Source organism: Phyllobacterium sp., assembly GCF_037994405.1.
Classification (GTDB): Bacteria; Pseudomonadota; Alphaproteobacteria; order Rhizobiales; family Rhizobiaceae; genus Phyllobacterium.
On record NZ_JBBNAN010000436.1, the window covers coordinates 1 to 24,531 of the forward strand.

At 56.0% G+C, this 24,531-nt stretch carries 24 protein-coding genes and 2 pseudogenes; 16 read left to right on the forward strand and 10 right to left on the reverse strand.

Translation table 11 applies throughout. From position 1 onward, the window contains the following. A partial coding sequence (msrP, locus tag AAAC48_RS23465) for a protein-methionine-sulfoxide reductase catalytic subunit MsrP (protein WP_340656501.1) occupies positions 1-851 on the forward strand: 851 nt, incomplete at its 5' end. 338 nt (positions 852-1,189) lie between these two features. On the opposite strand, the gene AAAC48_RS23470 is transcribed toward msrP, so the two are convergent. Both AAAC48_RS23470 and trxB read right to left on the reverse strand, forming a co-directional pair. Further along, complete coding sequence (locus AAAC48_RS23470) at positions 1,190-2,086, reverse strand: LysR family transcriptional regulator (protein WP_340656502.1); 897 nt, start codon at positions 2,084-2,086, stop codon at positions 1,190-1,192. A 60-nt stretch (positions 2,087-2,146) separates the two neighbouring features. After that, complete coding sequence (gene trxB / locus AAAC48_RS23475; protein ID WP_340656503.1) at positions 2,147-3,121, reverse strand: thioredoxin-disulfide reductase; 975 nt, start codon at positions 3,119-3,121, stop codon at positions 2,147-2,149. A gap of 279 nt (positions 3,122-3,400) precedes the next feature. On the opposite strand from trxB, the gene AAAC48_RS23480 reads away from it, so the two are divergent. Together AAAC48_RS23480 and AAAC48_RS23485 are read left to right on the forward strand one after the other, a co-directional pair. Then, positions 3,401-4,801, forward strand: coding sequence for a TrkH family potassium uptake protein (locus AAAC48_RS23480; protein WP_340656504.1), 1,401 nt, complete (start codon positions 3,401-3,403; stop codon positions 4,799-4,801). A 91-nt stretch (positions 4,802-4,892) separates the two neighbouring features. After that, complete coding sequence (locus tag AAAC48_RS23485) at positions 4,893-5,363, forward strand: Lrp/AsnC family transcriptional regulator (RefSeq protein ID WP_340656505.1); 471 nt, start codon at positions 4,893-4,895, stop codon at positions 5,361-5,363. On the opposite strand, the gene AAAC48_RS23490 is transcribed toward AAAC48_RS23485, so the two are convergent. Genes AAAC48_RS23490 through greA form a run of 3 tightly spaced genes read right to left on the reverse strand, consistent with a single transcriptional unit; the run spans position 5,360 to position 7,628 of the window. Next, a complete protein-coding gene (locus tag AAAC48_RS23490; protein WP_340656506.1) occupies positions 5,360-6,091 on the reverse strand; it encodes a glycosyltransferase family 25 protein in 732 nt (243 codons plus the stop codon). The two genes, AAAC48_RS23485 and AAAC48_RS23490, sit on opposite strands and share 4 nt — an antisense overlap. Next, positions 6,088-7,149: a glycosyltransferase family 4 protein gene (locus tag AAAC48_RS23495; RefSeq protein ID WP_340656507.1), complete on the reverse strand. Its 1,062-nt coding sequence runs from the start codon at positions 7,147-7,149 to the stop codon at positions 6,088-6,090. Before AAAC48_RS23495 ends, AAAC48_RS23490 begins: the two co-directional genes overlap by 4 nt. Positions 7,150-7,154: 5 nt before the next feature. Next, a complete protein-coding gene (gene greA / locus AAAC48_RS23500) occupies positions 7,155-7,628 on the reverse strand; it encodes a transcription elongation factor GreA (protein ID WP_340656508.1) in 474 nt (157 codons plus the stop codon). A 290-nt stretch (positions 7,629-7,918) separates the two neighbouring features. On the opposite strand from greA, the gene AAAC48_RS23505 reads away from it, so the two are divergent. Continuing rightward, the gene (locus AAAC48_RS23505; protein ID WP_340656509.1) at positions 7,919-9,064 is read left to right on the forward strand and encodes a PQQ-dependent sugar dehydrogenase; all 1,146 of its coding nucleotides are present in this window, start codon (positions 7,919-7,921) and stop codon (positions 9,062-9,064) included. 85 nt (positions 9,065-9,149) lie between these two features. Then, complete coding sequence (locus AAAC48_RS23510; RefSeq protein WP_340656510.1) at positions 9,150-10,040, forward strand: DMT family transporter; 891 nt, start codon at positions 9,150-9,152, stop codon at positions 10,038-10,040. Here the strand turns inward: AAAC48_RS23510 and AAAC48_RS23515 are convergent. Continuing rightward, a pseudogene (locus tag AAAC48_RS23515) lies at positions 10,030-10,209 on the reverse strand (DMT family protein); the annotation flags it as partial. The gene AAAC48_RS23510 and the pseudogene AAAC48_RS23515 overlap by 11 nt on opposite strands. Positions 10,210-10,415: 206 nt before the next feature. Between AAAC48_RS23515 and AAAC48_RS23520 the strand changes: the two are divergent. Next, positions 10,416-11,384 carry an extensin family protein gene (locus AAAC48_RS23520; RefSeq protein ID WP_340656511.1) on the forward strand — a complete coding sequence of 323 codons (969 nt, stop codon included), beginning with the start codon at positions 10,416-10,418 and terminating at the stop codon, positions 11,382-11,384. Positions 11,385-11,482: 98 nt separating this feature from the next. Here the strand turns inward: AAAC48_RS23520 and AAAC48_RS23525 are convergent. Continuing rightward, positions 11,483-12,673: pseudogene (locus AAAC48_RS23525) on the reverse strand (low temperature requirement protein A). Between the two features lie 374 nt (positions 12,674-13,047). Between AAAC48_RS23525 and AAAC48_RS23530 the strand changes: the two are divergent. Together AAAC48_RS23530 and AAAC48_RS23535 are read left to right on the forward strand one after the other, a co-directional pair. Beyond that, entirely contained in the window at positions 13,048-13,236 is a 189-nt protein-coding gene (locus AAAC48_RS23530) for a DUF1330 domain-containing protein (protein ID WP_340656512.1), read from the forward strand. Positions 13,237-13,307: 71 nt separating this feature from the next. Next, on the forward strand, positions 13,308-13,730 hold the full coding sequence (locus tag AAAC48_RS23535; RefSeq protein ID WP_340656513.1) for a VOC family protein: 423 nt from the start codon (positions 13,308-13,310) through the stop codon (positions 13,728-13,730). A 3-nt stretch (positions 13,731-13,733) separates the two neighbouring features. On the opposite strand, the gene AAAC48_RS23540 is transcribed toward AAAC48_RS23535, so the two are convergent. After that, positions 13,734-14,069 (reverse strand): acyl-CoA thioesterase, encoded by a 336-nt coding sequence (locus AAAC48_RS23540; RefSeq protein ID WP_340656524.1) that lies wholly within the window; start codon positions 14,067-14,069, stop codon positions 13,734-13,736. A gap of 226 nt (positions 14,070-14,295) precedes the next feature. Between AAAC48_RS23540 and AAAC48_RS23545 the strand changes: the two genes are divergently transcribed. The 6 genes from AAAC48_RS23545 (at position 14,296) to uvrB (ending at position 20,800) form a co-directional block, all read left to right on the forward strand. Beyond that, on the forward strand, positions 14,296-15,492 hold the full coding sequence (locus tag AAAC48_RS23545; RefSeq protein ID WP_340656514.1) for a mandelate racemase/muconate lactonizing enzyme family protein: 1,197 nt from the start codon (positions 14,296-14,298) through the stop codon (positions 15,490-15,492). Between the two features lie 137 nt (positions 15,493-15,629). Next, entirely contained in the window at positions 15,630-16,223 is a 594-nt protein-coding gene (locus AAAC48_RS23550) for an alpha/beta hydrolase (protein WP_340656515.1), read from the forward strand. Continuing rightward, complete coding sequence (locus AAAC48_RS23555; RefSeq protein ID WP_340656516.1) at positions 16,208-16,453, forward strand: hypothetical protein; 246 nt, start codon at positions 16,208-16,210, stop codon at positions 16,451-16,453. The genes AAAC48_RS23550 and AAAC48_RS23555 overlap by 16 nt, the downstream gene beginning before the upstream one ends. A gap of 121 nt (positions 16,454-16,574) precedes the next feature. Continuing rightward, positions 16,575-16,832 (forward strand): SemiSWEET transporter, encoded by a 258-nt coding sequence (locus AAAC48_RS23560; protein WP_340656517.1) that lies wholly within the window; start codon positions 16,575-16,577, stop codon positions 16,830-16,832. A gap of 463 nt (positions 16,833-17,295) precedes the next feature. Further along, entirely contained in the window at positions 17,296-17,745 is a 450-nt protein-coding gene (locus AAAC48_RS23565; protein WP_340656518.1) for an HNH endonuclease, read from the forward strand. Between the two features lie 238 nt (positions 17,746-17,983). Continuing rightward, positions 17,984-20,800 (forward strand): excinuclease ABC subunit UvrB, encoded by a 2,817-nt coding sequence (gene uvrB, locus AAAC48_RS23570; protein ID WP_340656519.1) that lies wholly within the window; start codon positions 17,984-17,986, stop codon positions 20,798-20,800. Positions 20,801-20,807: 7 nt separating this feature from the next. Here uvrB and AAAC48_RS23575 read toward each other — a convergent pair whose 3' ends face one another. Beyond that, positions 20,808-21,377: a TetR/AcrR family transcriptional regulator gene (locus AAAC48_RS23575; protein ID WP_340656520.1), complete on the reverse strand. Its 570-nt coding sequence runs from the start codon at positions 21,375-21,377 to the stop codon at positions 20,808-20,810. Positions 21,378-21,496: 119 nt separating this feature from the next. Here AAAC48_RS23575 and AAAC48_RS23580 point away from each other — a divergent pair, with 119 nt between their 5' ends. After that, the gene (locus AAAC48_RS23580; protein WP_340656521.1) at positions 21,497-22,540 is read left to right on the forward strand and encodes an aldo/keto reductase; all 1,044 of its coding nucleotides are present in this window, start codon (positions 21,497-21,499) and stop codon (positions 22,538-22,540) included. 36 nt (positions 22,541-22,576) lie between these two features. Continuing rightward, entirely contained in the window at positions 22,577-23,881 is a 1,305-nt protein-coding gene (locus AAAC48_RS23585) for an MFS transporter (RefSeq protein WP_340656522.1), read from the forward strand. A gap of 10 nt (positions 23,882-23,891) precedes the next feature. Here AAAC48_RS23585 and AAAC48_RS23590 read toward each other — a convergent pair. Beyond that, positions 23,892-24,531: TetR/AcrR family transcriptional regulator (locus AAAC48_RS23590; RefSeq protein ID WP_340656523.1), on the reverse strand; the 640-nt coding region annotated here is incomplete at its 5' end.

A 24,531-nucleotide genomic window follows, 5' to 3' on the forward strand; every position in this document is an offset into this window, starting at 1 on the left:
CAGCGCGGCCGAAATCAGCGCACGCAGCATCTCAGCAGAAGCCGGCAGGCAATCCTGCCCTCTATCCGGCAAAGCGCAATGCGGTCTACAAGCTGGATCGCAGCCTCACGCCCGAAGAGATCAATTCGAAATACAATAATTTCTACGAGTTCGGCGGCGACAAGGACATCTGGACGGAAGTACAGACCCTGATCACCAATCCGTGGGATATTGAAATCGACGGAATGGTCGAAAAGCCCTTCACGATTGCCTTTGCAGATCTTGAAGCAAAAATTCCGCTGGAAGAACGCCTATACCGCCATCGCTGCGTTGAAGCCTGGTCGATGACAGTTCCGTGGACGGGTTTTTCCCTTGCAAAGCTGGTGGAACTGGCCAAACCGGCCTCGTCGGCGAAATACATCCGCTTCGAGACCTTCAACGACCCGTCTATGGCAAGCGGACAGAACGGCTTTCTCTATACCTGGCCTTATGTCGAAGGCGTCACCATGTCTGAAGCCGCTAATGATCTGGCCTTCGTCGTGACGGGCGCTTATGGCAAGCCGCTGCTCAATCAGTTTGGCGCGCCGATACGTCTCGCCCTGCCGTGGAAATACGGATTCAAATCAGTAAAGTCCATCCGCAAGATTACCTTCACCAATGAACGCCCTGTAAGTTTCTGGGAAGGTCTGGCATCGAACGAATACGGATTCTGGGCCAATGTTAACCCCGAGGTTGCGCACCCGCGCTGGAGCCAGGCACTGGAGCGCGTGCTGCATACTGGGCAAACAGTTCCAACCCTGCTGTTCAACGGTTACGCCGAACAGGTTGCTTCGCTCTACACGGGGTTGGAAGGCGAACCGCTTTATCGCTGATGCGCTATAAACTCACCCCTGAAAAGAAAAGAGGCCGGACAATTGCCCGGCCTTAAGTTTTGAAGGATGCCGTTTCCGGCGAAACCTCCAGAGGGGAACACTTGCGGGCGCGCAATGGGAGGAGGAGACGCACCGGCAAGTGACGTGGATATGAGGGTTTTGACCCTTTATCGCAACATCCATTTGTGCAACGCACCCATGCACGAAACGCATACCGGCAAATATCCTTGCAAAATTGGAATGCTAGCGAGGGATATTCGCAGAATGGGTAAATCCATGCTGCCGGCAAGCGCTGATTTAGAAAGAAATACTTTTTGAAAAAGCGCCGATAGGAGGGTCTAGTACGACCAGGTACGTGCTTTCGAGAAAAGGAAATCTCGAAACACGTGCAATTTGGCAGCGTTTTTGATTCCCTCCGGATAGCAGAAGAACGTATCGAAGGACGGCAGTTCCATCTCGGGCAGCAGCCGTACCAGCGTCGAATCCTTCTCCACCATATAGTCCGGCAGAACACCAAGGCCGACGCCCTTCTGGATCGCCCGCTTGATCGACAGGAGATTGTTGATCTGCAGCACCGCCGGCCGCAAATTGCCATCGGATCGGCCGATTACCTCCAGCCAGTTCAGGTTAGTGAGGTAAGAGGGCGCAGGTTCGCCAAAGCTGACGATGCGGTGCGAATCGATCTCTTCGATACTTTCGATCTTGCCGTACTTCGCAATATAGGCCGGCGAGGCATAGACATGCATGTGCACGGTAAAGAGCCGCCGCTGGATCAAGTCCGGCTGCTGCGGCTGGCGCAAGCGGATGGCGCAATCCGCATGGCGCATGGTCAGATCGAGCTCCTCATTGTCGAGCAGCAGCTGCAGCTGAACTTCGGGATAGAGCTCGATGAATTCCTGCACGCGTTCGATCAGCCAGCCTGAGCCGAGGCCGACCGTTGTCGTTACGCGTAGTTTGCCCGATGGTCGGTCCTTGCTCTCAGTAAGGCGTGAGCGGACGTTTTCAAGTTTCATCAATACTTCGTGGGCGGTGCGGTAGAGAACTTCGCCTTGCTCGGTGAGGATAAGTCCGCGCGCATGGCGATGAAAGAGTGGAACGCCAACGTCCTGCTCAAGTGCACTTACCTGCCGGGAAATGGCTGATTGCGACAGATGCAATGTCTCAGCGGCGTGGGTGAACGACCCTGCCTCCGCTGCAGCATGAAATATTCGCAACTTGTCCCAATCAAGCGACATCGCGCAATTCTCTCCCCATTCTGACCGCGCAGCCCGCGGCCAGCTCCAAATTAGTGGCTGCTATTCAGCAGCTTGGCGCACTGGTTCCTGGGCAGCAAGCCAACGCTCAGCTTCCAAAGCTGCCATGCAGCCCATTCCAGCCGCGGTGACCGCCTGACGATAGATATCATCCGTGACATCGCCGGCGGCAAAGACGCCCGGGACATCGGTTGCGGTTGAATCCGCTGCAGTCCAGAGATAGCCATTCGGCTTGTGCTTGAGTTTCCCCTTGAAGAGCTCAACGGCCGGCGCATGGCCAATCGCCACGAAAACACCATCTGTGGCCAGTTCGGTCGTTTCGCCGGTCTTGACATTCTTCAGGCGAACGCCTGACACCGACGCGGGTAGCGGCGGCTTGGCTTCCGTGCCGGTGATCTCGTCAATAGCGCTGTCCCAGATGACCCTGATGTTCTCTTTGCGGAAGAGACGATCCTGCAGGATTTTTTCGGCCCGGAACTGATCGCGGCGATGTACGACCGTGACCGACTTAGCCAGATTGGCAAGGTAGAGGGCTTCTTCAACGGCCGTATTGCCGCCGCCAACAACGACCACGTCCTTGTTACGATAGAAGAAGCCGTCGCAGGTCGCGCAAGCCGATACGCCAAAGCCCATGAAGGCCTCTTCTGTAGGAATACCGAGCCATTTCGCCTGCGCGCCCGTTGCGATGATCAGCGCATCGCAGGTATATTGCGTACCGCCATCGCCGACGAGCCTGAACGGACGGACAGAAAGATCGGCTTCCGTGATAATGTCGTGAGTAATCTCGGCGCCGACATGCTCCGCCTGAATGCGCATCTGCTCCATCATCCAGGGTCCCTGCACCGTATCGGCATAGCCCGGATAGTTTTCCACATCGGTGGTGATCATCAGCTGACCGCCCTGCTGCAGACCGGCCACGATGAGCGGTTTCAGATTTGCGCGGGCCGCATAGATCGCCGCCGTATAACCGGCGGGACCGGAACCGATGATAAGAACGGGCACATGGCGCTGTGACATAACAAGACCTTGAGTTGGTATCAGCTCTGCATACGATAGGTGGCACGAACCGAGGTTCGCTTTCAATCGCCATAAAGTAGTGGTTCAGACCCCTTTGTTGCAAGGTCTGTGCACAACATAGGCGGGTTAGCCACAGCTTGATGCTGCATTGCGATGCTTCCAGCACGTTGTACCGCCTGCCGGAACCGGTTATGAAGCATAAGATGTCAAAAATGCGATCCCGAGGTTCACTCCATTTTTCGCACCATCATCAACATTTGCGCTCGATTTGGCCTGGTCATGGCGGCGGCCATGCTTATTCCCGTGCTGGTCGACCTTCATGCCGGCACTCGCGATTGGACCGCCTTCGTCAAATCGGCGATCTTCACCGCTGTTTTGTGCGGATTGGTAAGCCTCGCCACCAGCAATCCCGTGATCCGCTTCACGCCACGCCTAGGCTTTTTGCTGATTGTCGCAATCTGGCTGACAGCCGCCGCGCTGGGTTCACTGCCCCTCTATTTTTCGGACCTACCAATCAGCTTCGCCAAGGCATTCTTCGAATCCATGTCCGGCATAACCTCCACCGGAGCAACGGTATTGACAGGGCTCGATGCCATGCCGCGCAGCATATTGATGTGGCGTTCTCTCCTTTGCTGGTTCGGAGGTCTGGGCTTCGTCGGCTTGGGCCTGTTGCTGCTGCCATCACTGCGGGTTGGCGGCATCCAACTCCTGCATATGGAATCCTCTGACAAATCGGAAAAGGTGCTGCCACGCATCCACCAGATCGCGACAGGTATCATTCTTGCCTACGTCAGTCTGACGCTGGCATGCACATTGCTCTATTTCTCGGCTGGAATGGGGATGTTCGACGCCATTAATCACGGTATGACCACGGTGGCGACAGCCGGCTTTTCAACGCATGATGCTTCCCTCGGTTTCTACGCCCACAACCGAGCGATCCTGATAATCGCAACGATCTTCATGATCCTCGGCGCCCTGCCCTTCGTGCTCTACATAAAGGCAGTGATGCCGCAGCGGCTTGTATCCTTCGCCGATCCGCAGGTGACCCTGTTTTTTATCATAATTACAGGCTTTAGCGTTTTCCTCGCCATCGCCTTGAAGGTCGAGACCGGTATCGGCAGCGGCGACGCACTGATTGCGGCGTCCTTCAACCTGGTCTCTGTTATAACCACAACGGGTTTTGCCACGGAGGATTACACGCGCTGGGGTTCCGAAGCGCTTGGTATCTTCTTCCTGGTCACCTTCATCGGCAGTTGTTCGGGCTCGACCTCCGGCGGTATCAAGATCAATCGTCTTATCATTCTGTGGCAATTGGCATCTTCAAGTCTGACCCGCTTGATCATGCCCAATGCCATTATAAAAATGCGCTATGGCCGGTCCGAAATCACACAGGACGTCGCCCAATCCGCTTTACTGTTCATTTTCCTGTATATGTCCTCCCTGGTGATCGGGGCCACCATGCTCACGATCCTCGGCAACGACCTCGGCACGGCATTTACCGGCGCATTGACCGCTCTCTCCAATGTCGGGCCGGGTTTTGGCGAGACGATCGGGCCCGCAGGGAATTTTTCGACGCTTGGAGATCCCTCGCTGATCGTCCTCAGCTATCTCATGCTGGCTGGGCGGCTCGAAATCATCCCAGTTGTCATCCTCTTCACCCGCCGTTTCTGGAGCCGCTGATGTTGAAGCTGTTTGCAACCGGCGCGGGATACATTACACAGCACGGGGAATCGCATATGGTGACCACAATTCTCTTGGGACAGGATAGAATATGCCTTTGACGGCGGACCTCGACGCGATCGACTGGAAGATCCTGAAACAATTGCAGGACAATGGCCGTATTACCAATGTGGAGCTGGCCGAACGCGTCGGCATTTCGGCGCCTCCCTGTTTGCGGCGCGTTCGCAAACTTGAGGAGAGCGGCGTCATCCAGGGCTACCGGGCGATCCTCAACGGCTCGATACTGGGGCAGGATATTGTGGCGTTCTGCATGATCCGCCTACATCGCCAGTCCGACGCCGATTTGAAAAGCTTTGCCGAGAAGACCAGAGATTGGACCCTGGTGCGCCGGGCATGGATGGTATCGGGCGAGTCTGACTTCCTGCTCCATTGCGTCGCCAGCGACCTCAGCACCTTCCAGAATTTCGTCATCGAAGAGCTGACATCGACACCGAATGTCGATTCGGTTCGCACCTCGCTGACAATCCGTTCGGTGAAGAACGAACCACTGATGGTGCTCTAACCGCGCATCCGACTGTAGAAATACAAAGTGACGCGGTAATAGGGCCGCAGGATTTCCCGCCCAAGCCGGCCGAGCAGTGTCTTGTTCTTGCCCTGAACCACCGTTCCGCCCAGATTGAAATCGATCTCGCGAATGGTGATTGGCCGTGCTGAGAGGACCCGTATCGGGTGCAGCCAGCGCATCTGGATCGTCGTATCAACCGGCCTGTCAAAGCGTTCCGTTGCCGTCAGAAGTGCCTTCGCTGCATCGCGCCCGACGAGCTGCATCTGCATGCCAAGACCCGGCAATTCGGGTGCGATAATGCTGTTGACGCCCTCTTTGGCGATTTCCTGCCCCTTCTCGCCTCTCGACCAGCGCGGAAAGCGGATATAATCGCCTGACTTCATGCCCTCCAATGCCAGCGTCAATTGCGCGGCAAAGCCAGCGTCGTCCATGTCAACATCATCCTCGATCACAAGCCCCGCATCGAGATTGCGATCAACGATCGTCTGCCAGGCTTTGCGATGTGACAGGAAACAGGCGACTTCCGAAACGCGCAGCTCAAACGGGTAATGGGGGCGATGCAGCGAGCGTTTATAAACGGCGTCAATGTCCGTGTTGCTCATGTCGAGCGCGTCCACCGCATCGACTATCTCCGCCTTTACAGGCAAGCGCTCGATCAACCCGCGAACATGTTCGCCGCGCTTCGTCGCACGCCTCAAATGAATGACAAATGCCGTGACGGTCACGGCTTCGACCCGCAGGCGAATAGTTGCTCGTAAACGTCGAGGATCCTTGAAGCTTCCTTTTGCAGCGGGAATTTTTCCCTGACATGCACGAGCCCCGCCTTGCCAACCCTCTCGCACATCGCCGGATCGGCAATATAGGGCACAATCGCCCGCTCGAGCGCATCGCCGTCCCCCGCGGCAACGACCGTTCCCGTGCCGGGCTCAATCATTTCCGCATAGGCACCCGCATCGCTTGCCACCACAGCCGTCTGCGATGCCATGGCCTCGAGCGGCGTCAGGCCAAAACCTTCATTGCGTGAAGGCGCCACGTAGAGGGTCATCCTGCGATACCACAGCCGCACGTCGGGCACCTCGCCGAGGAACACGAGACGATCGCTAAGTCCAGCCCGTGCAATCTTGTCGCGCAGTGCCTGTTCGAAACCCTTGTGCTCCGCAGTCGTGCGTCCGGTCATCACCGCTGTCCATTGCGGATAGCGCGGCAGCAGGCTGATCATCGCATCGACAAAGAGGTCCGTGCCTTTCGAAGGCCGGATACGCCCTGAACAACCGATCAGGTATTGGCCTGGGAGTCCTGATGCAGCAAAATTGTCCTGATCGTCCGCTGGCGGGTGAAACAGCTCGGTGTCCACGCCATGCATGATCACCCTATGTGGCACTTTCAGGAAACTGCCTGACTTGCCGCTCGTTGCAATCACGCCATCCATCTGCCGGATCAGCCATTTGGTGAAGGGCTTATGGTCGCGTTGCGCGGCGGAGGTGAACAGGAGTTTCAACTTCATGCGAAGCACCGAGCGCATGAAAATGCCTGCAACCATTTCATTGTTGCGGCGTGCGTGCCAGATGCGGAACGGCCTTGTCCTCGGCTTGAACCAAAGGCCCGGGAGCGACGTCCATCCAATATTGGGCAGATCGGCGGGCAGTCCCGGTCCCATCGTGACGATCTTTAGGCCGTTTGCACGCTGCAGGGGGATAAGTTGAACGATAGTCGAGGTGACTCCGGAAAGCTTGCGCTTGAAATTCGGAGCAATCACCTCGACGCTGCTTAGGGAATCATGCACGAAGGCTAGACGAAGCTAAAGCCGATGATTTCGTAGGACCGGGCACCACCGGGTGCGTTGACTTCGATCGTCTCGCCTTCAGTCTTGCCGATCAGCGCACGCGCAATCGGCGACGAAATGGAAATGCGACCAGCCTTGGGATCAGCTTCCTGATCACCAACAATCTGATAGACCCTTTTTTCTTCCGTATCTTCATCGATCAGATGAATCGTGGCGCCGAACTTGATCTTGTCGCCTGAAAGCTTGGAAATATCGATGATTTCGGCACGAGCGGTATAGTCTTCGAGCTCGCCCACGCGACCTTCATTGTGGCTCTGTGCTTCTTTGGCGGCATGATACTCGGCATTTTCCGAAAGGTCGCCATGGGCGCGCGCTTCCGAAATTGCCTGGATGATGCGCGGCCGCTCTTCCTGTTGGCGCCAGCGCAACTCTTCCTTGAGCTTGTCGAATCCAGCCTGAGTCATCGGGACCTTTTCCATGCCCTCTCCTTTCGTAGTCAATGTCGTACGGCAACCCATCGGGGCCGCGCGACACAAAAAGAAAACGGCCACCGAAGCTCAAGACCTCGGAACCGTTCAGTCATTCGTTCCCCAATATAGCATTGTTTCGGGCAATTTCACGAAGAAAGTGGAAAATGTCGCATCAATACCCTTCATCCGTTCAGGTGAATGGGGCGACCGCTGGCACCTCACGCCACTGTGAGACGACCGGATCAAGGGAATATGTACAAAATGCAGCTTCCAGTTGTTGGGCGAAGGAGGTGATCGCCATGAAACCGACATTGACCACCGTATGTGCAGCTACACTGGCGGCAATCCTGGTCCTTGCTCCACCTGCCTTTGCCAAGGATTTCAAAACCGAAACCCTTACATTGTCGGCTGACACTATAGCAGGCGGGCTCGATCATCCGTGGGGCCTGGCTTTTCTTCCCGACGGTGCGTTCCTGGTAACCGAACGCGCCGGTACCATGCGCATCGTCAAGCAGGGCCGGCTCTCAAAGCCCGTTGCAAATGTCCCCAAGGTCGTTGCCCGTGGTGAAGGTGGCCTTCTCGACGTCGCCCTCGCATCCGATTTTGCCAAAAGCGGGATCATCTTTTTTGCCTACACCGAGCCCCGTCAAAAAGGCGCCGCGACAGTGATGGCGCGGGCCAGGCTCGTTCGCGACGAAGACGGGGCTGCGCTTGAGAATGTGAAGGTGCTGGTCTCGGTAAAGAAGCCGACAACGAAAACAGTGCATTTTGGCTCACGCATCCTTGTGGCCCCGGATGGCACGTTGTTCGTGACGATCGGCGATCAGGGTGAAAGGGACCGCGCCCAGGATTTCCAGGACGACGCCGGCTCGGTGCTTCGCGTTAACGCCGATGGCACCATTCCCAAGGACAATCCGTTTGCTGACGGCAAGAAGGGACTGCCGGAGATCTGGTCCAAAGGTCACCGCAATCAGCAGGGCGCGGCCTGGGATCCAGTCACCAAATCACTTTTGACGATCGAACACGGCGCCATGGGCGGTGACGAACTCAACCAGCCCCAGGCAGGCAGGAATTATGGCTGGCCGGTTATTACCTACGGCAAGGACTATTCCGGTGCCAAGATTGGCGTGGGCACCCACGCCAAAGGCTACGAACAACCACTCCGTTATTGGGATCCGTCGATCGCCCCTTCAGGATTGGTGGTCTACGAGGGCTCGATGTTCCCCGAATGGAAAGGCGATCTTCTCCTCGGCGCTCTGAAATATGAAATGCTCGTACGCCTCGATCGCGACGAGAAAGGCGCCATAAAAAGCGAAGAACGCATCTTGAAAGGTGAATTTGGACGCATACGCGATGTACGCGTGGCGCCCGATGGCTCGGTCTATCTGCTCACAGACGAAGATGATGGAAAGATCATCAGACTGACACGTGCGTCAGGAACCTGACGCGGATCCCCTTGCCGCCGTAAATTGCAATCTATAGACATCCCATCGCGGTTTTGGAGCAATCGTGCAAATCAATGGGATAATCATGACGCACAGCCGTGCCAATATATTGCTGCTTGCAGCTGGAGCCATCTGGGGGCTCGGTTTCGTCGCACAGTCTAGCGCTATGGAAAGCGTCGGCCCCTTCATGTTTGTTGCACTCCGGTTTCTGCTCGCGGCCGTGACCGTCGCTCCTTTTGCGGTTCGTGAAGCCAGGAATGCACCGGAAAAGCTGCAACGCGCGGATTATTATGGATTCTTCTTCATTGGCGTTCTCTTATTCTCCGGCGCTGCACTCCAGCAGGTTGGGATAATGACCACATCTGTCACAAACGCCGGATTCCTGACCGGACTTTACGTGGTCATGGTGCCCTTCCTCGCCGTATTGCTTTTCCGCCAATGGCCCCACCCGGTCGTGTGGCCCTGCGCCTTGACTGCGCTTGCAGGTATCTACCTTTTGTCCGGCGGGCACCTCGATGGACTGGCAGTTGGCGACTGGCTGACCGTAGCCTGTGCCGCTTTCTGGGCACTGCAGATCATATTCATCAATCGCATTGCCATCAGAAGCGGCAGGCCGATTATGCTGGCTCTCGTGCAGTTTATCGTTTGCGGCGTCCTGGGTATGATCATCGTTGTCGGAACCGAACGCACCGAACTCTTTTCGATTATTGCGGCGGCACCCGAAATTCTCTTCGCCGGCATCTTCTCGTCCGGTATCGCATTCACCCTGCAGGCCGTTGGGCAGCGCTTCACGACGGCGCCTCAGGCCGCCATTATGCTTTCTTCCGAAGCACTGTTCGCAGCGCTTTTCGGCGCGCTTATGCTGGGAGAGCGCATGTCATTTCAGGGGACGATCGGCTGCGCACTCATATTCTTCGCCATGATCACAGTTGAACTGGTCCCCGCATTGCGCAGCAGGGCCGAGGTCAGGCCTTGAAAATCAAGGTCGCACCACCGCCGATCAATGCGAAACCGGCGACGTGCTGCCAGGTGAATGATTCCTTCAGGTAGAACACCGAGAAAACGCTGAAAACAGAAAGCGTGATCACCTGCTGCATCGTCTTGAGTTCAGCCGTTGAATAGACAGTGTGGCCGATACGGTTTGCCATGGGGTGACTTTCGACGAAGAGGGCAAACGAGGGGTTTGGCGACGCAGTTGCACCGCTGATTGCAGCAAAATCAAGCCACTTGAAAGGAAAACAGCGCCACATTCCCGACTTAGGCGTTAATTGTCGCGCTGACCTTTCCTTTACAATTTGTCTCTATTTTTAGCTGCATCCGCCTGTGTATCAGGCAAATGGGGTGTGGTGACATGAGTTCTGCGTTGTCGTCCGCTTTGCGCCTGAAGCGCCTTTCGATCGTGCTCGTCCTTAGCTCATTCACCGCTCTGAGCGGTTGCGGTATGGGTGACGTCCGGCGCCCGATGGTTGATGTGGGCCACGGCTCGGACCCGTCCGTGGCGGATCAGTCGCTAGCGAGCGAGGAGAGTCGCCAGGTAGCGAGTGAGGAAACCCAGACACTCGTCGTTCCCGACAGCGAACAGGTTGCTGGCCCGGAAACCCAACCACTATCGGTTCCGGACACACAGCAGGCCGAAAGCCAGGCTGCCCAGCCAATGTCCGTTCCCGAAGGTCAGCAGGATGAAGGCGAGGAAAGTTACGATCAAAGCTACGGATATGCCACTATTCCAGATCCCGTCGCGCGCGGCGAAAGCATTTATGCAATGTCAGGCAGCGACATCGCTTGCCGGACGCAGCTGAAACAGCTCGGTGTGGTCTTTCAGGAACGTCAACCCATCAATGATGGTGGCGTATGCCGGATCGATCACCCAATCACTGTCAGCGGATTCTCGAGCGGCAGAATACGACTGCAGCCCGGCGCGACGTTGAATTGCCAGATGACGCTTGCTTTTGCACGTTGGGTCAAGGGCGATCTCCTGCCCTCCACGCGCCTGCGCTATCTTTCAGGAATCAATACGATTCACCAGGCGTCGAGCTATTCCTGCCGGACCATGAGCAGTCAGCCCGGTAGACGCATGTCTGAACATTCCAAAGGCAATGCGCTCGATATTGACCGGATCACACTCAACAATGGCACTGAAATCAAGGTTCAGAGACCGGGCTTCTTCGCTTTCCGCCAGCGGGGATTATTGAACTCCGTTCGCTCCGACGCCTGCGATTATTTCACCACGGTCCTCGGCCCCGGCTATGACAGGTTCCACAGCACCCATTTTCATTTCGATCTGATGCAACGCCGTAGCGGCCACCGCGCATGCCGCTAAAGTAAAGATGGAAGCGTTCGCCCTTAATTCTCATGGAGAAAATGGCCGCGACGCGGTCGGATGAGGCGTTCAAATCAATTTGAAACGGCTGCAGGTGCTCATGGCTCAACTGGATGATCGGCTTCCGCCTGGCCAAAATATTCCCATATCGAAACAATGATCAGGCTAACGCTTGTCGCAATTCCGAGCACCAGCGGTGAGAGATCGCGGGCGAAGAAGGCAAGGATCGCGCACAGGCCGAGACCAACGAGATGAGAAAGTGGCGGTCTGCCGGCAACATAGAATTTGAACAGCAGATTCCCGATCAGATAGAGCGCCGTGCCGCCAATGGATGTCCAGATTGTTGCCGCGTCCGAATCGCCGAGCGGATGAGCCAGGACGAGTTCGTCCGAGACAGCCACAACGATAATGCCTGCCACCAGCAGAATATGAACATATGTGTAGGCAATGCGCGCGATCCTGCCCGGGTCATCGGTAGCAGCGATTTTATGATGTGCGGCCGATTGGCCAACGTTGAAATAAACCAGTCACATAGCCACTGACGCGACGAAGGTCGTGAGAAATGCTGAAAACGACACGGCGTTCCATTCCTGTTCGGCAAAGGTTGCACCGGATACGAGGATCGATTCGCCAAGGGCGATGATGATGAAAAGCGCAGCGCGCTCCGCCACATGATCACCGCTGACATCCCAATCGGCGGTCGTCGACTTGCCAAGCGTCGGGGTCCAGAAGCCAAAAGCGGGCCCAGCCAGCTCAATAGCAAGGGCAACTGCCCAGTAGACGATCCGATGCTCCGGCTCGGCTATGCCGCCAGCGATCCAGAGGACGCCGGAAATACCCAGCCAGACTGTGATACGCAGGAAATTCAGGTAATTGGACGGATTGTGGTGACGTACCGCCCAGATCATGAACACTGATCGGCCTAGCTGCATGAAGACGAATGCCAGCGCAAACACCAGACCGCGGCCGGCAAAGGCCGTCGGAATTGAGGTTGAGAGTATGAGCCCTGCCAGCATCAGCACGAACAACATGGCCCGGACAGGGGGCGTTGCTGGATCCATCCAGTTGGTCACCCAGGTTGTATAGACCCAGACCCACCAGATGGCAGCCAGCAGCAATGCACTTTCGGCAAGACCCATGAGGCTGAGATCATGCAAAAGGAAATGCGAGATTTGCGTAATCGCGAAGACGAAAACGAGATCGAAAAACAGCTCGACGAAATCGACTTTCGCGCCGTCTGCCTCATCACGGTTACGGGAGTAGTCTTGAATTGCCCCGAAAAATGCCACTCTTCCGCCCCAATTTTTCAAACAACTTTTGCCGAAAATGAAAAGCTTTTTGCCCGAAATGGCAAAGGATTTTGATCAAGATTAGCTGCATTTCAAACGGTTTGTCATGCCGGCAGCGCTGAAATCCCCAACCCAACCCATTGCACTTACCTCAAAGGTAATCGTGCCCTTCGACGAATTGCATCATCATAGTTGCAGAGGTTGTTGATTTAACGAGGAAAAGACATGTCAGCCTATGCTGTTGGTCATCTGCGAAATGTCCGAATGGGTCGTGGAATCATTACCTATCTTCAAGGGATTGATGCAACGATCGAGCCTGCTTCATCATCCACGGAGACAGACCGCTGGTTAAGGAGGGTAACTGGACGGGCGACTTGATCGTAATTGAATTTCCGGACCTTGAGCAGGCCCGTGCCTGGTATCAATCCCCGGAATATCAGGCCATTCTGGCATTGCGGGCCGATAATTCCGAAGGCGAAATCCTGCTGATCAATGGCGTTTGCCCTGATCATAAAGCGACCGATGTTCTCAGTCTGAGAACATATTCCTATCATAACTCCTGACAAACGACCCTTGTCACCCGCTTTCGCTGTCCTGTTTAATACCTCGTCTGCAAATCACAGGAGATCGCCGAATGCGCTTCACCGACCGCTACCCGATTATCGTCACCAACCGGAAGGAAGCATGCCGCGACTTCTGGATCAGGCATTTGGGGTTTGTTAGCGGCTTCGACAGCACCTGGATCTCCTGGCTCACCACGCAGGATCAGTCGGCCTCGATCGCTTTCATGACCCCCGATCATCCCTCCGCCCCGCCCGGCCCCGATAATTTCAGCGGCAAGGGCATGTGCTTCGAGCTGCAGGTCGAAGACGCCAAAGCCGCATTTGAAAAGATAAGCGCAACAGGCCTAGAGATCGAGTATCCGCTTACGGATGAACCCTTCGGTCAGCGACGTTTTGGTTTCCATGATCCTTCCGGCCTTTGGGTCGACATAGTCGAACAGACCGAAGCGGAAGCAGGGTTCTGGGATAAGTATATGATCGGCAGCCGGAGTTAACGGCTAGGCTGCCGGCACTGGCGTGGGCTTGCCGCTCTTGTCGAGCGCGACCATGACGAAATCTGCATGGGTGACCAGCTCCATCAGATCCGAGAGATAGCGCTGCGCCCAGGCCTCGACCTTCAAAATGATCGAGGTACGGCCGACATGAGCGATGTGCGTGTAGACGCATAGGGTATCGCCGATCTTTACTGGCTTGGCGAAAGACATTTCCTTGACCGCTGCCGTCACCACGCGCCCCCTCGCCCGTTCTGCCGCCCGTATTCCACACGACAAATCCATCTGCGCCATGACCCAGCCACCGAAAATATCGCCTGCCGCATTGGCGTCAGCCGGCATCGCGAGCGTACGTATGGTCAGTTCGCCAATCGGCTTTGTCTCTTCGGTCAACTGCGGTCTCCATCAGTGATTGCAGGTTCCGCTCATGATGCGGTGCGGCAACCGGATTGAAAAGAGGCCACGTGCAAGAACTGTCGGAAACCCGACATAGCGAGTCGTTGCGCGGTTTCAGGATCGCTTGGGGCGCGGCCTAATCTGTCCGAGAAACAATAATCCGGAGGGATCCATGAAAGTCACCGATGTCAAAACCTTCGTGGTTGGCAATCCGCCACCGTCCTTTGGCGGCACCTGGTTCCTTTTCGTCAAGCTCACCACCGATTCGGGTGTTGTTGGCTATGGCGAATCCTACAACTCGACCGTCAGCCCGCAAGTCATGGCCAAGATCATCGAAGATGTCGCGGAACGCTGGCTCATCGGCGAAGACCCACATCATATCGAGAAATTTTTCCGCCGTGCCTATTCGGGCGGATTTACCCAGCGCCCCGACGTAACGATCATGGGCGCGGTTTCGGCGCTTGAAATGGCCTGCTGGGACATCATCGGCAAAGAAGCCGACAAGCCGGTCTATGAATTGCTTGGCGGCAAGGTGCACGAGAAGCTCCGCAGCTACACCTATCTCTATCCAAAGCCCGAACTCGGCGAGACATCCGCCATCTACTGGAATGCCGAAGCTTCGGCAGGGCGAGCCGCAGAATATGTGGCGCAAGGCTATACCGCCGTGAAATTTGATCCGGTAGCCCCTTACACCTCGTTTGATCCGCGCCAGCTTTCGCTTGAACAGCTTGATCTCGGCGAGAAATTCGTTCGCCTCGTCCGTGAGGCGGTAGGCTCCAAGGCCGACCTGCTGTTCGGCACTCACGGCCAAATGACACCCACGAGCGCGGTGCGACTTGCAAAGAGGCTCGAACCCTATGATCCGCTATGGTTCGAAGAACCCGTACCTCCGGACATGCCGGAAAATATGGCCTATGTGCAGCAGCACACATCGATCCCCGTTGCGTCGGGCGAACGCTTGACGACAAAATATGAATTTCAACGCCTGCTGGTAAATCGCGCGGCCAATATATTGCAGATGGATCTTGGGCGCGTCGGCGGCATCCTTGAAGCCAAGAAGATTGCCGGCATGGCCGAGACTTTTCACGCGCAGATTGCGCCGCATCTCTATTGCGGCCCCATTGTCGGCGCAGCAAACATTCAAATTTCGACGTGCAGCCCGAATTTCCTCATTCTGGAGTGCATCCAGGCTTTCGGCGGATTCCACGCAGATCTCCTGACGAAACCGATTCAGTGGGAAGATGGCTATATCATCCCGTCATCGCAGCCCGGTCTTGGCGTGGAATTGAACGAAGATGTCGCAGTAGCCCATGCCTATAACGGCCATGAGCTCCACCTCAACATGGGGCGCGATCCTCTGATTGTTTGATAGCGCCTCGATCGGACAGGTGTTGAAAAATGTCACGCCCATAGGCTACCGGGTATTCGAGGCCCTGTCCGTCATCGCTTTTCGGTTGCCGCGTTAGCTGAATACTGTTTCTAACTCGCACGATTGCGGTTGGGGGTTTGGGCCATGACTGTTTCGCGCCTGCCAGCGTTCTTGCTCGTCATTATTATGCTTTCCGGGTACGGGCGCGCGCTGTTCTTGGCCTTGACCCGAGCAATGTTGTCAAAGCCAATGCCACGGTTCCAGCCCCCGCCACCAATGACAAGACCGGTCCGAAAGCGGTCGTACCGATTTTCGTTGCGACCGGCCGTCAGCGTGCGGATGATCTTTCCCTGCCCTACTCTTCAAAACGCTCGCCGACACTAAACTTCGCTCGTGTCGATATCGGCATTCCGCCCACGCACAAGAACGGCGAGGTGGAGAAGTCGAGCCACAAGCCAAATTCGGCGCACCATTTTGCAACCACAACATTTCAGCCCTATGACAACGGGCAGATATTCATCGACAAGATCAACGCCGAACTCGCAAAGCGCCCCGCTGACAAGCGTGAAGTCTTCATTATCGTTCACGGCTGCAACAATAATTTTGCCGACAGCGTCTTTCGTCAGGCTCAAATCGCCTATGACTATGATCTTCCCGCGGTCGCCGTTCACTATTCATGGCCAACCCGCGGGTTGGCGACGGCTCCAGCATTCCCATGCTGCAGAAACTAGGGATTATTGTCCTCGACGCATCAGAACTTGACGGTGGCGCTCATGGCGTCTTCGCCAGCTCTCCGACGTTGATGGCAATGTCGGAGAGCGGGCAGCTGACGCAACGGATACTTCAAGGCGATGAGACGCCGACGGAACGGGCTGTCCTTGCCGACGGAACATCCGCGATTACCGGCGCGGCATCGCCGGTAGTCTACCTTCCCGCAAGGCTGCTGGGCGCAGTACAATAGTGCTTAAGAGCGCGCAAATAATAAATTTGTCGCGCACGAACTTTGCGTCATGATTCCGCTGTATTTTTCAGAAGAATTCGCTCATATATCAATTGCATTTCTCCCTTTGAAAGATCGTTCCGTGCCTCTCCATATCGAGCTTATCGGCAGCCTTGCTGCGGTGATTACCACCCTGTGCTGGATACCGCAGATCATGCGGATTGTCCGATATCGAGACACGGCAGGCATCTCACTCGTGACGAATATCTCGCTCGTGCTCGGTGTATTCCTCTGGCTGGTTTATGGAATGATGATCAGTTCGTGGCCGGTCATAGCCGCCAACGGTATTACCCTTCTGCTCATCCTCACGATCCTCGGCCTTAAGCTCCGCTATGGCTAGCAAGCGTTTGGCGATTGCCATTCCAGATTGAGCAGCTCTAGAAAATACAATTCCGAATGCGTTTTACTTCATTCCGGCGATCGACATGTTGAAGCAAGTTTTCGTTTCAATTCCGGGATTTTCGCCGCATGGCAGCAATTATTCATATCAAATCAAGAGAAGACAACAATCATTGCCTGGAACGGCGCTTCTACTTCAACGATAAATATCAGCACATAGTCATAAATACGTTAGGCGACTGGGTCATCTATTATCAGCCTATGCCGCGGGCAGGCAAACGAGCGATACGGATATTTCGCTGCAGCGCGCAGTCGATATTTATACCACGGATATTCCTGGTCATTCCGAAGCAGCTCTTGAGCAATATGTCGAGTTTCCAGTATCTGTACCTTTTAGCCTGCTAGATCCATTTTTCGGCAAGAATCTGTATTTCGAGAAAGCTATGCAAGAAACTGACGGCTCGGTGAACGCCTCGCTCGCCCAGCAGTCGGTCCGGGCAATAACCGACGACAACTTCAAGCAGATTATGGTGACTGGTCTGCCAACCTTCTTGACTGAGGAAGAAATGCCCGTTTCGGCGATGTGCCCGTGGGTTTTCTCGGAAGATCCGCCTGCCTCTTTGGAACGAACGCGAATTTTGGCATCGCGCTCGCTTCGTGACCGGGCTTTCAGGCAAATAGTCAGCGAGGCATATAGCATGGAATGCGCCATGACCGGCGTCTCAATGCATGCCCCGGACGGCACCTACGAAATCGAATCTGCGCACATAATGCCTGTCGAAGCCGGCGGACCGGACTCGGTGAGCAACGGCATCGCACTCTCCCGTTGCCTTCATTGGATGTTTGACAAGGGGCTAACATCGATCGATGCCGATTACCGAATCCTGAGATCGCATCATTATTTCCAACCGTAGATCGATAGATTGTTCATTGAATCCGGACGAATAAATCTGCCGAACGGTGATAGCGACCCCTCTCACCCCGAATTCTTGCGCTACCATCGCGATAATATATTCCGGCGTTAGGGTATGACGATTGCACCGGTGAATGGTGACACCTCCTGACAACCTTGTGTCAGGAGGTGTGTCCAGGAGATCGACTTTTCGAAACTCCACTCTTTCCATTTTGCCTGACTCCTCCCATATTCAACCTATGGTTAAATCTCCCGACAAATATAACGCGGACGGTTTCGGCGAAGCGCCTCAATCCGAACTGGAAGGCACTGCGCTGTCCGGTTCGATCAGCGATTGGGCACAGCAGATCTCCGAGGAGACGGCGAAATCCAGGCCAAAAGTCTCAAAGCCGAAGAAGGCCGGAAACAGCCAATCTAGTGCGTCGCGGACCTCACGCGGCACATCTATTGGCGGATCAACCGATCCGAAGACCCGCGCTGCTGCAGGGCTCAACCCAGTGGCCGGGCTCGACATAGGTCTGGAAGACGCTGGCAATATCATGCCGGGCGGCGCTACGGCGACGGTCGCAGCTCTTTCCGCGCTGATCGAAAGCGGCAATCCGCTATTTAAAAATGGTATGGCGTGGCAACCGCACCGGCCGGCGCGTCCCGAGAAATCCGAAGGCGGTATCCAGATACGCATGGAAACCGATTTCCAGCCATCCGGCGATCAGCCAACAGCCATCCAGGATCTCGTTTCCGGCATCAAGGATGACGACAAGACACAGGTTCTACTTGGTGTCACAGGTTCCGGTAAAACGTTCACCATGGCCAAGGTCATCGAAGAAACACAGCGGCCGGCGCTGATTCTGGCACCAAACAAGACATTGGCAGCGCAGCTTTACGGCGAGTTCAAATCGTTCTTCCCGAACAATGCCGTGGAATATTTCGTATCCTACTACGATTATTACCAGCCTGAAGCCTATGTGCCACGCTCGGATACCTATATCGAGAAGGAATCCTCGATCAACGAGCAGATCGACCGGATGCGCCACTCGGCTACCCGTTCGCTTCTGGAACGCGATGACGTGATCATCGTCGCCTCGGTGTCGTGTATTTACGGTATCGGTTCGGTCGAAACCTACACGGCCATGACCTTCGAAATGAAGATCGGCGACCGTCTCGACCAGCGCGCCTTGCTCGCCGATCTGGTGGCGCAGCAGTACAAGCGGCGTGAGATGGATTTCACCCGCGGCTCGTTCCGGGTGCGCGGCGATACGATCGAACTCTTCCCAGCCCACCTGGAAGACCGTGCCTGGCGTATTTCCATGTTCGGCGATGAGATCGAGGCGATAACCGAGTTTGACCCGCTGACGGGCCAGAAGACCGGCGACCTGCGCTCGGTCAAGATCTATGCGAACTCGCACTATGTGACACCGCGACCGACGCTCAATCAGGCGATCAAGTCGATCAAGGAGGAGCTGAAACACCGCCTTGTTGAGCTGAATGCTGCCGGACGACTGCTTGAGGCGCAACGGCTTGAACAACGCTGCACGTTTGATCTGGAAATGCTGGAGGCGACGGGCTCGTGCGCCGGCATTGAAAACTATTCGCGTTACCTCACTGGCCGCAAGCCGGGTGAGCCACCACCCACATTGTTCGAGTACATCCCGGACAATGCCCTCGTCTTCATCGACGAGAGTCATGTGACCGTTCCGCAGATCGGCGCCATGTACAAGGGCGACTTCCGCCGCAAGGCAACGCTTGCCGAATATGGCTTCCGCCTGCCCTCCTGCATGGACAACCGCCCACTGCGGTTCGAGGAATGGGATGCCATGCGTCCGCAGACCGTTGCCGTCTCGGCAACGCCCAGCACATGGGAAATGGAGGAATCGGGCGGTGTATTTGCCGAACAGGTTATTCGACCGACCGGGCTGATCGATCCGCCGGTGGAAGTGCGGCCAGCCAAGTCGCAGGTGGATGACGTCCTTGGTGAGATTCGCGAAACCTCGGCGAAAGGCTATCGAACCCTTGTAACAGTGCTGACCAAGCGTATGGCCGAAGACCTGACCGAATACCTGCATGAACAGGGCATCCGCGTTCGCTACATGCACTCGGACATCGACACTCTGGAACGCATTGAGATCTTGCGCGACCTGCGCCTCGGTGCTTTCGACGTGCTTGTAGGCATCAACTTGCTGCGTGAAGGTCTCGATATTCCAGAATGTGGCTTTGTTGCCATTCTGGATGCGGACAAGGAAGGTTTTCTACGTTCGGAAACATCGTTGATCCAGACCATTGGCCGTGCCGCGCGTAACGTCGACGGCAAGGTCATACTCTACGCTGATCATGTCACCGGCTCGATGGAGCGGGCGATGGCAGAGACCAACCGCCGCCGCGAGAAGCAGGAAGCCTACAACACTGCACACGGCATTACGCCCGCCAGCATCAAGAAAAATATCGGCGACATTCTAAACAGTGTCTATGAACGCGATCACGTTCGCGCCGATATTTCCGATTTTTCTGAATCCGGCGCTATGATAGGCAACAATCTTAAGGCTCATCTTGAACATCTGATGAAGCGGATGCGCGACGCCGCAGATGATCTCGATTTCGAAGTCGCCGCTCGCTTGCGCGACGAGATCAAGCGTTTGCGCGAGATGGAACTGGCGATTTCGGACGATCCGATGGCGCGGGAAGTCGAGATGGAGAGCCCGGTTACGGGACGCACCAAGGGCAGGCACAATGCCGGTCGCGCTATGCATCGGGTCGTGACCGACGAGGACGACAAGGGCTCAGCTCTCTTTCGAAAGCCGCATCTCGACGAGATGGGCGGCGATACGACACGTCCGCTTGGAGCCGGTGTATTCCGCAAGAACTCCCTCGATGAGATGACCGTCGGACGCACGGAAAAACCGGTTATCGGCAACATTCCAGAAAAGCCGGCCTATACCGGAACGAACCGGAACGATCAAACTATCATCCGCCGCGAGCGAACGGGCGCAGGCTCCTATGAGGATGCTGGCGACGCGCGCAAAAAGCGCCGTCCCGGTAAGACGGGACGTCCGGGGCGATAATAAGGCGCTATTTTTCGCCGAATACCGTCTGCCCTGCTCTCAGGATTTCGTCGGCAAATTCAGGATCATCAACGGCACGCGACAGAACGAGCGTGCCGACAAGCCCCGCCATCGTGGCAAGGGCTTTCTCACGCCTGGCCGCCTCGGATTGTCCCGGAATTGCCTTGGCAAGGATGTCGCGCAAGGCACGCATACCTTGTGTGAAACGTTTACGCACCGCTCCGCTCTGTCGGGCAATATCGGGCGCAAGGGCTGCCATTGTGCAGCCAGTCGCCGCGTCGTCCCGATGCGCTTTCTGCAGGTAGGAATTGGTAAGCGCGGCAAATGCCGCACCAGGCGATGTTTCGGCAAGCTTCGACCATTTTTCAACCGAACGATCCATTGAAGCGGCGCAGGCCTCTGCAATAAGATCGTCCTTGGACGAAAAATGCCCATAGAAGCCGCCATGGGTCAGCCCGGCGCTCTTCATCACATCCGCGACGCCAATACCGTCAAATCCCTTCTCGCGAAATTCGCGGCTGGCGACATCGATAATCCGCTCGCGATTTCTTGCAGCCTGTTCCCTGCTCACGCGCATGGAGAACTCCTTTCAAAACAAGTGTTGACTTTTTATATGATGGTCGTCATTTATAGTCAATCATTACGATCATCATTTAAATTCGCTTTGCAGCAAATGCCGGCGATGAGGAGCAGTTCATGCGCTACAAACTCTTTGGCAATCACACTGGGCTTCGTGTTTCAGAATTTGCGCTGGGCACCGGAAATTTCGGCACCGGCTGGGGCTACGGGTCGACGCAGGACGTAGCGAAGCAGATATTCGACGGCTACGTCGAAGCCGGAGGCAATTTCATCGATACGTCAGACAGTTATCAATTCGGTCAGTCTGAGAGCATGATTGGCGAATTCGTCGCTTCCGAGCGCGATAATTTCGTGCTCGCTACCAAGTATTCGCACGGCGCCTCGGCAACTCCCGGCCTTTCCGTCGTCGGCAACAGCCGAAAATCCATGATCCAGGCTGTTGAAGCCAGCCTGAGACGGTTGAAGACAGACCGCATTGACCTGCTGTGGGTACATATGTCCGACGAGATGACGCCCATCGAGGAAATTGTACGCGGGCTCGACGATCTCGTTCGCGCGGGCAAGATAATCTATACGGGTTTCTCCAATTTCGCAGCGTGGCGCATTGCCAGTGGCGCGACGATCGCGTCAATGCGCGGCTGGACGCCAGTTGCTGGTCTGCAGACCGAATATAGCCTTGTCGAACGCAGTGCAGAGCGGGAATTGCTGCCCATGGCCAGGGGTTTCGGCCTTGGGACTGTTGGCTGGTCGCCGCTCGGGGGAGGTTTGCTCACAGGTAAGTATCGCAAGGGCGAAGAGGGCCGCGCGACCGGCCTCGGCGCGGTGATCCAGCATGAAAACAGCGCTCAGCGAACAGCGATCATCGATGAAGTGCTTGCGATTGCGGCCGAGCTTGAAACGACACCGAGCCAGGTTGGAATCGCCTGGGTTGCCGCCAAGAACGTTATGCCAATAATCGGTCCAAAAACTCTGGAGCAATTTCACGATAACATCGCCGCGACGTCGCTCGTTCTTACAAATGAGCATGTTGAACGGCTGGACAAAGTGAGCGCCATGCCACTCGGCGCACCGCATGAATTGCTGGCAAACACCCGTACGAGACAAAGACTGGCAGGTGGAAAACTTGATCTGCTCGACCTCTCGTCAGCGCCGTTGATTTGAGTTAGCAATAACGCGCCCTTCCCTGAAAGACCGGACATGATTTCTTCACCCCTCGCTGCCTCGCTCGCCCGCCGCAATGTCCATTATGGTTGGGTGGTTATTGCCGTGACTTTTCTCACCATGCTCGTGACCGCCGCAGCCGTCGGTGCGCCTGGTGTCTTGATTGTGCCGCTGGAAAAGGAATTTGGCTGGGAGACCGAGCAGATTGCCACAGCCTTCTCTATCCGGCTGCTTCTCTTCGGCCTCATGGGTCCATTTGCAGCGGCCTTCATGAATTATTTCGGTGTCCGGCGCGTGGTTTGGGTTGCTTTGACACTTATTACCGCGGGCCTGTTTGCCTCACTGGCCATGACAAAGATCTGGCAGCTGATTCTCCTGTGGGGCATTGTCGTCGGGTTTGGCACGGGTCTCACGGCCATGGTGCTCGGTGCTACCGTCGCCACGCGCTGGTTTACCGAACGGCGCGGCCTTGTGCTTGGCATGCTGACCGCCAGCTCCGCTACCGGACAATTGGTGTTCATGCCGCTCATGGCCTCGCTCAGCGACCATTATGGCTGGCGGACGGCAATCATGCTGATCTGCGCAATGTTGATTGTTGCGGTCGTTGCCGTCTTCCTCCTGATGCGCGACCGGCCGTCAGATGTCGGCTTGCCAGCCTATGGCGACAAGGAAATTGCGGCCACACTGCCAATGACCGGCGGCTTGCTTTCGTTGATTACCATGCCGCTTCTTGTGTTGAAGGAGGCATCCCGCAGCAGCACGTTCTGGGTGCTGTTCGCCACTTTTTACGTCTGCGGTGCGAGTACCAACGGGCTCATCGGCACACACTTCGTTGCGCTTTGTGGCGATTATGGCCTTGCTGCTGTGGGCGCTGCCAGTGTTCTCGCCATGATGGGCTTCTTCGATTTCTTCGGCACGATCGGATCAGGCTGGTTGTCCGACCGGGTGGATAATCGCTGGTTGCTGTTCTGGTACTACGGCCTGCGCGGCCTTTCGCTGCTCTACCTGCCCTATTCCGATTTCTCCTTCTACGGCCTGTCACTTTTTGCCATGTTCTACGGTCTCGACTGGATCGCGACGGTCCCGCCGACAGTGAAGCTTGCCACGGATCGTTTCGGCCGCGAAAAGGCCGGGCTCGTCTTCGGATGGATTTTTGCCGGGCATCAGTCGGGCGCAGCGTCAGCAGCCTATGGCGGTGGATTTGCCCGCACCGAATACGCGACATACCTGCCCGCATTCCTCATCGCTGGGATTTTGTGCCTCATCGCAGCGCTATTGGTGCTGACGCTGAGCAAGCACAGCAAAGGCAGCCCCATACCACAGCCTGTACCGGCAAACTGACAACCGGAATTCAGCTGGAAAGCCATTTTACGATCAGCGACTGCAGCACGGCTGCAGCCGCAGCTTCACTGATGGTCCCACGGACCATCTCCCTTGAAATTGCTTCTGCGGCACCGATAATTCCCACACAACGCAGACGAAGTTCTGTACGCGGCAGAGCCGCATACGGCGCCAGGGTTGAGCAATACAAATCGACATAGCTGTCGATCAGGCTTGCCTGAAATTTCTCCATCGCCTCGTCACCCTTGAGCGCCGCCGATATCGCCGACCATTCGGGGCCAATGGATCGGTAGCACGCCATATAGGCGTCGCTCATGACCCGCGCGACATCCTCGAGCTGCTTCGGCGTTCCCTTGATGGCCGCGATGAGTTCATCGACCTGCCGCTGATCCAACATTTCATAAAGCGCAATCAGCAGGCCAGCTCTCGTTCCGAAATGCTCATAGGCGATAGGCTTGCTTACGCCTGCCTGTTCAGCCAGGAAGCCGAGCGTCAGTGCATCCGTGCCCTGCTCGCGGACAATACAAAGAGCCGTGTCCAGAAGCTGATCACGCCTCTGCGCCCTCGGCATCTTCTTTGCTGAAACATTCGCCATCCGGCACTGATCCTTCATGAAATGCAGAGTTTGCGGATTAAGCCTATTGTAATGC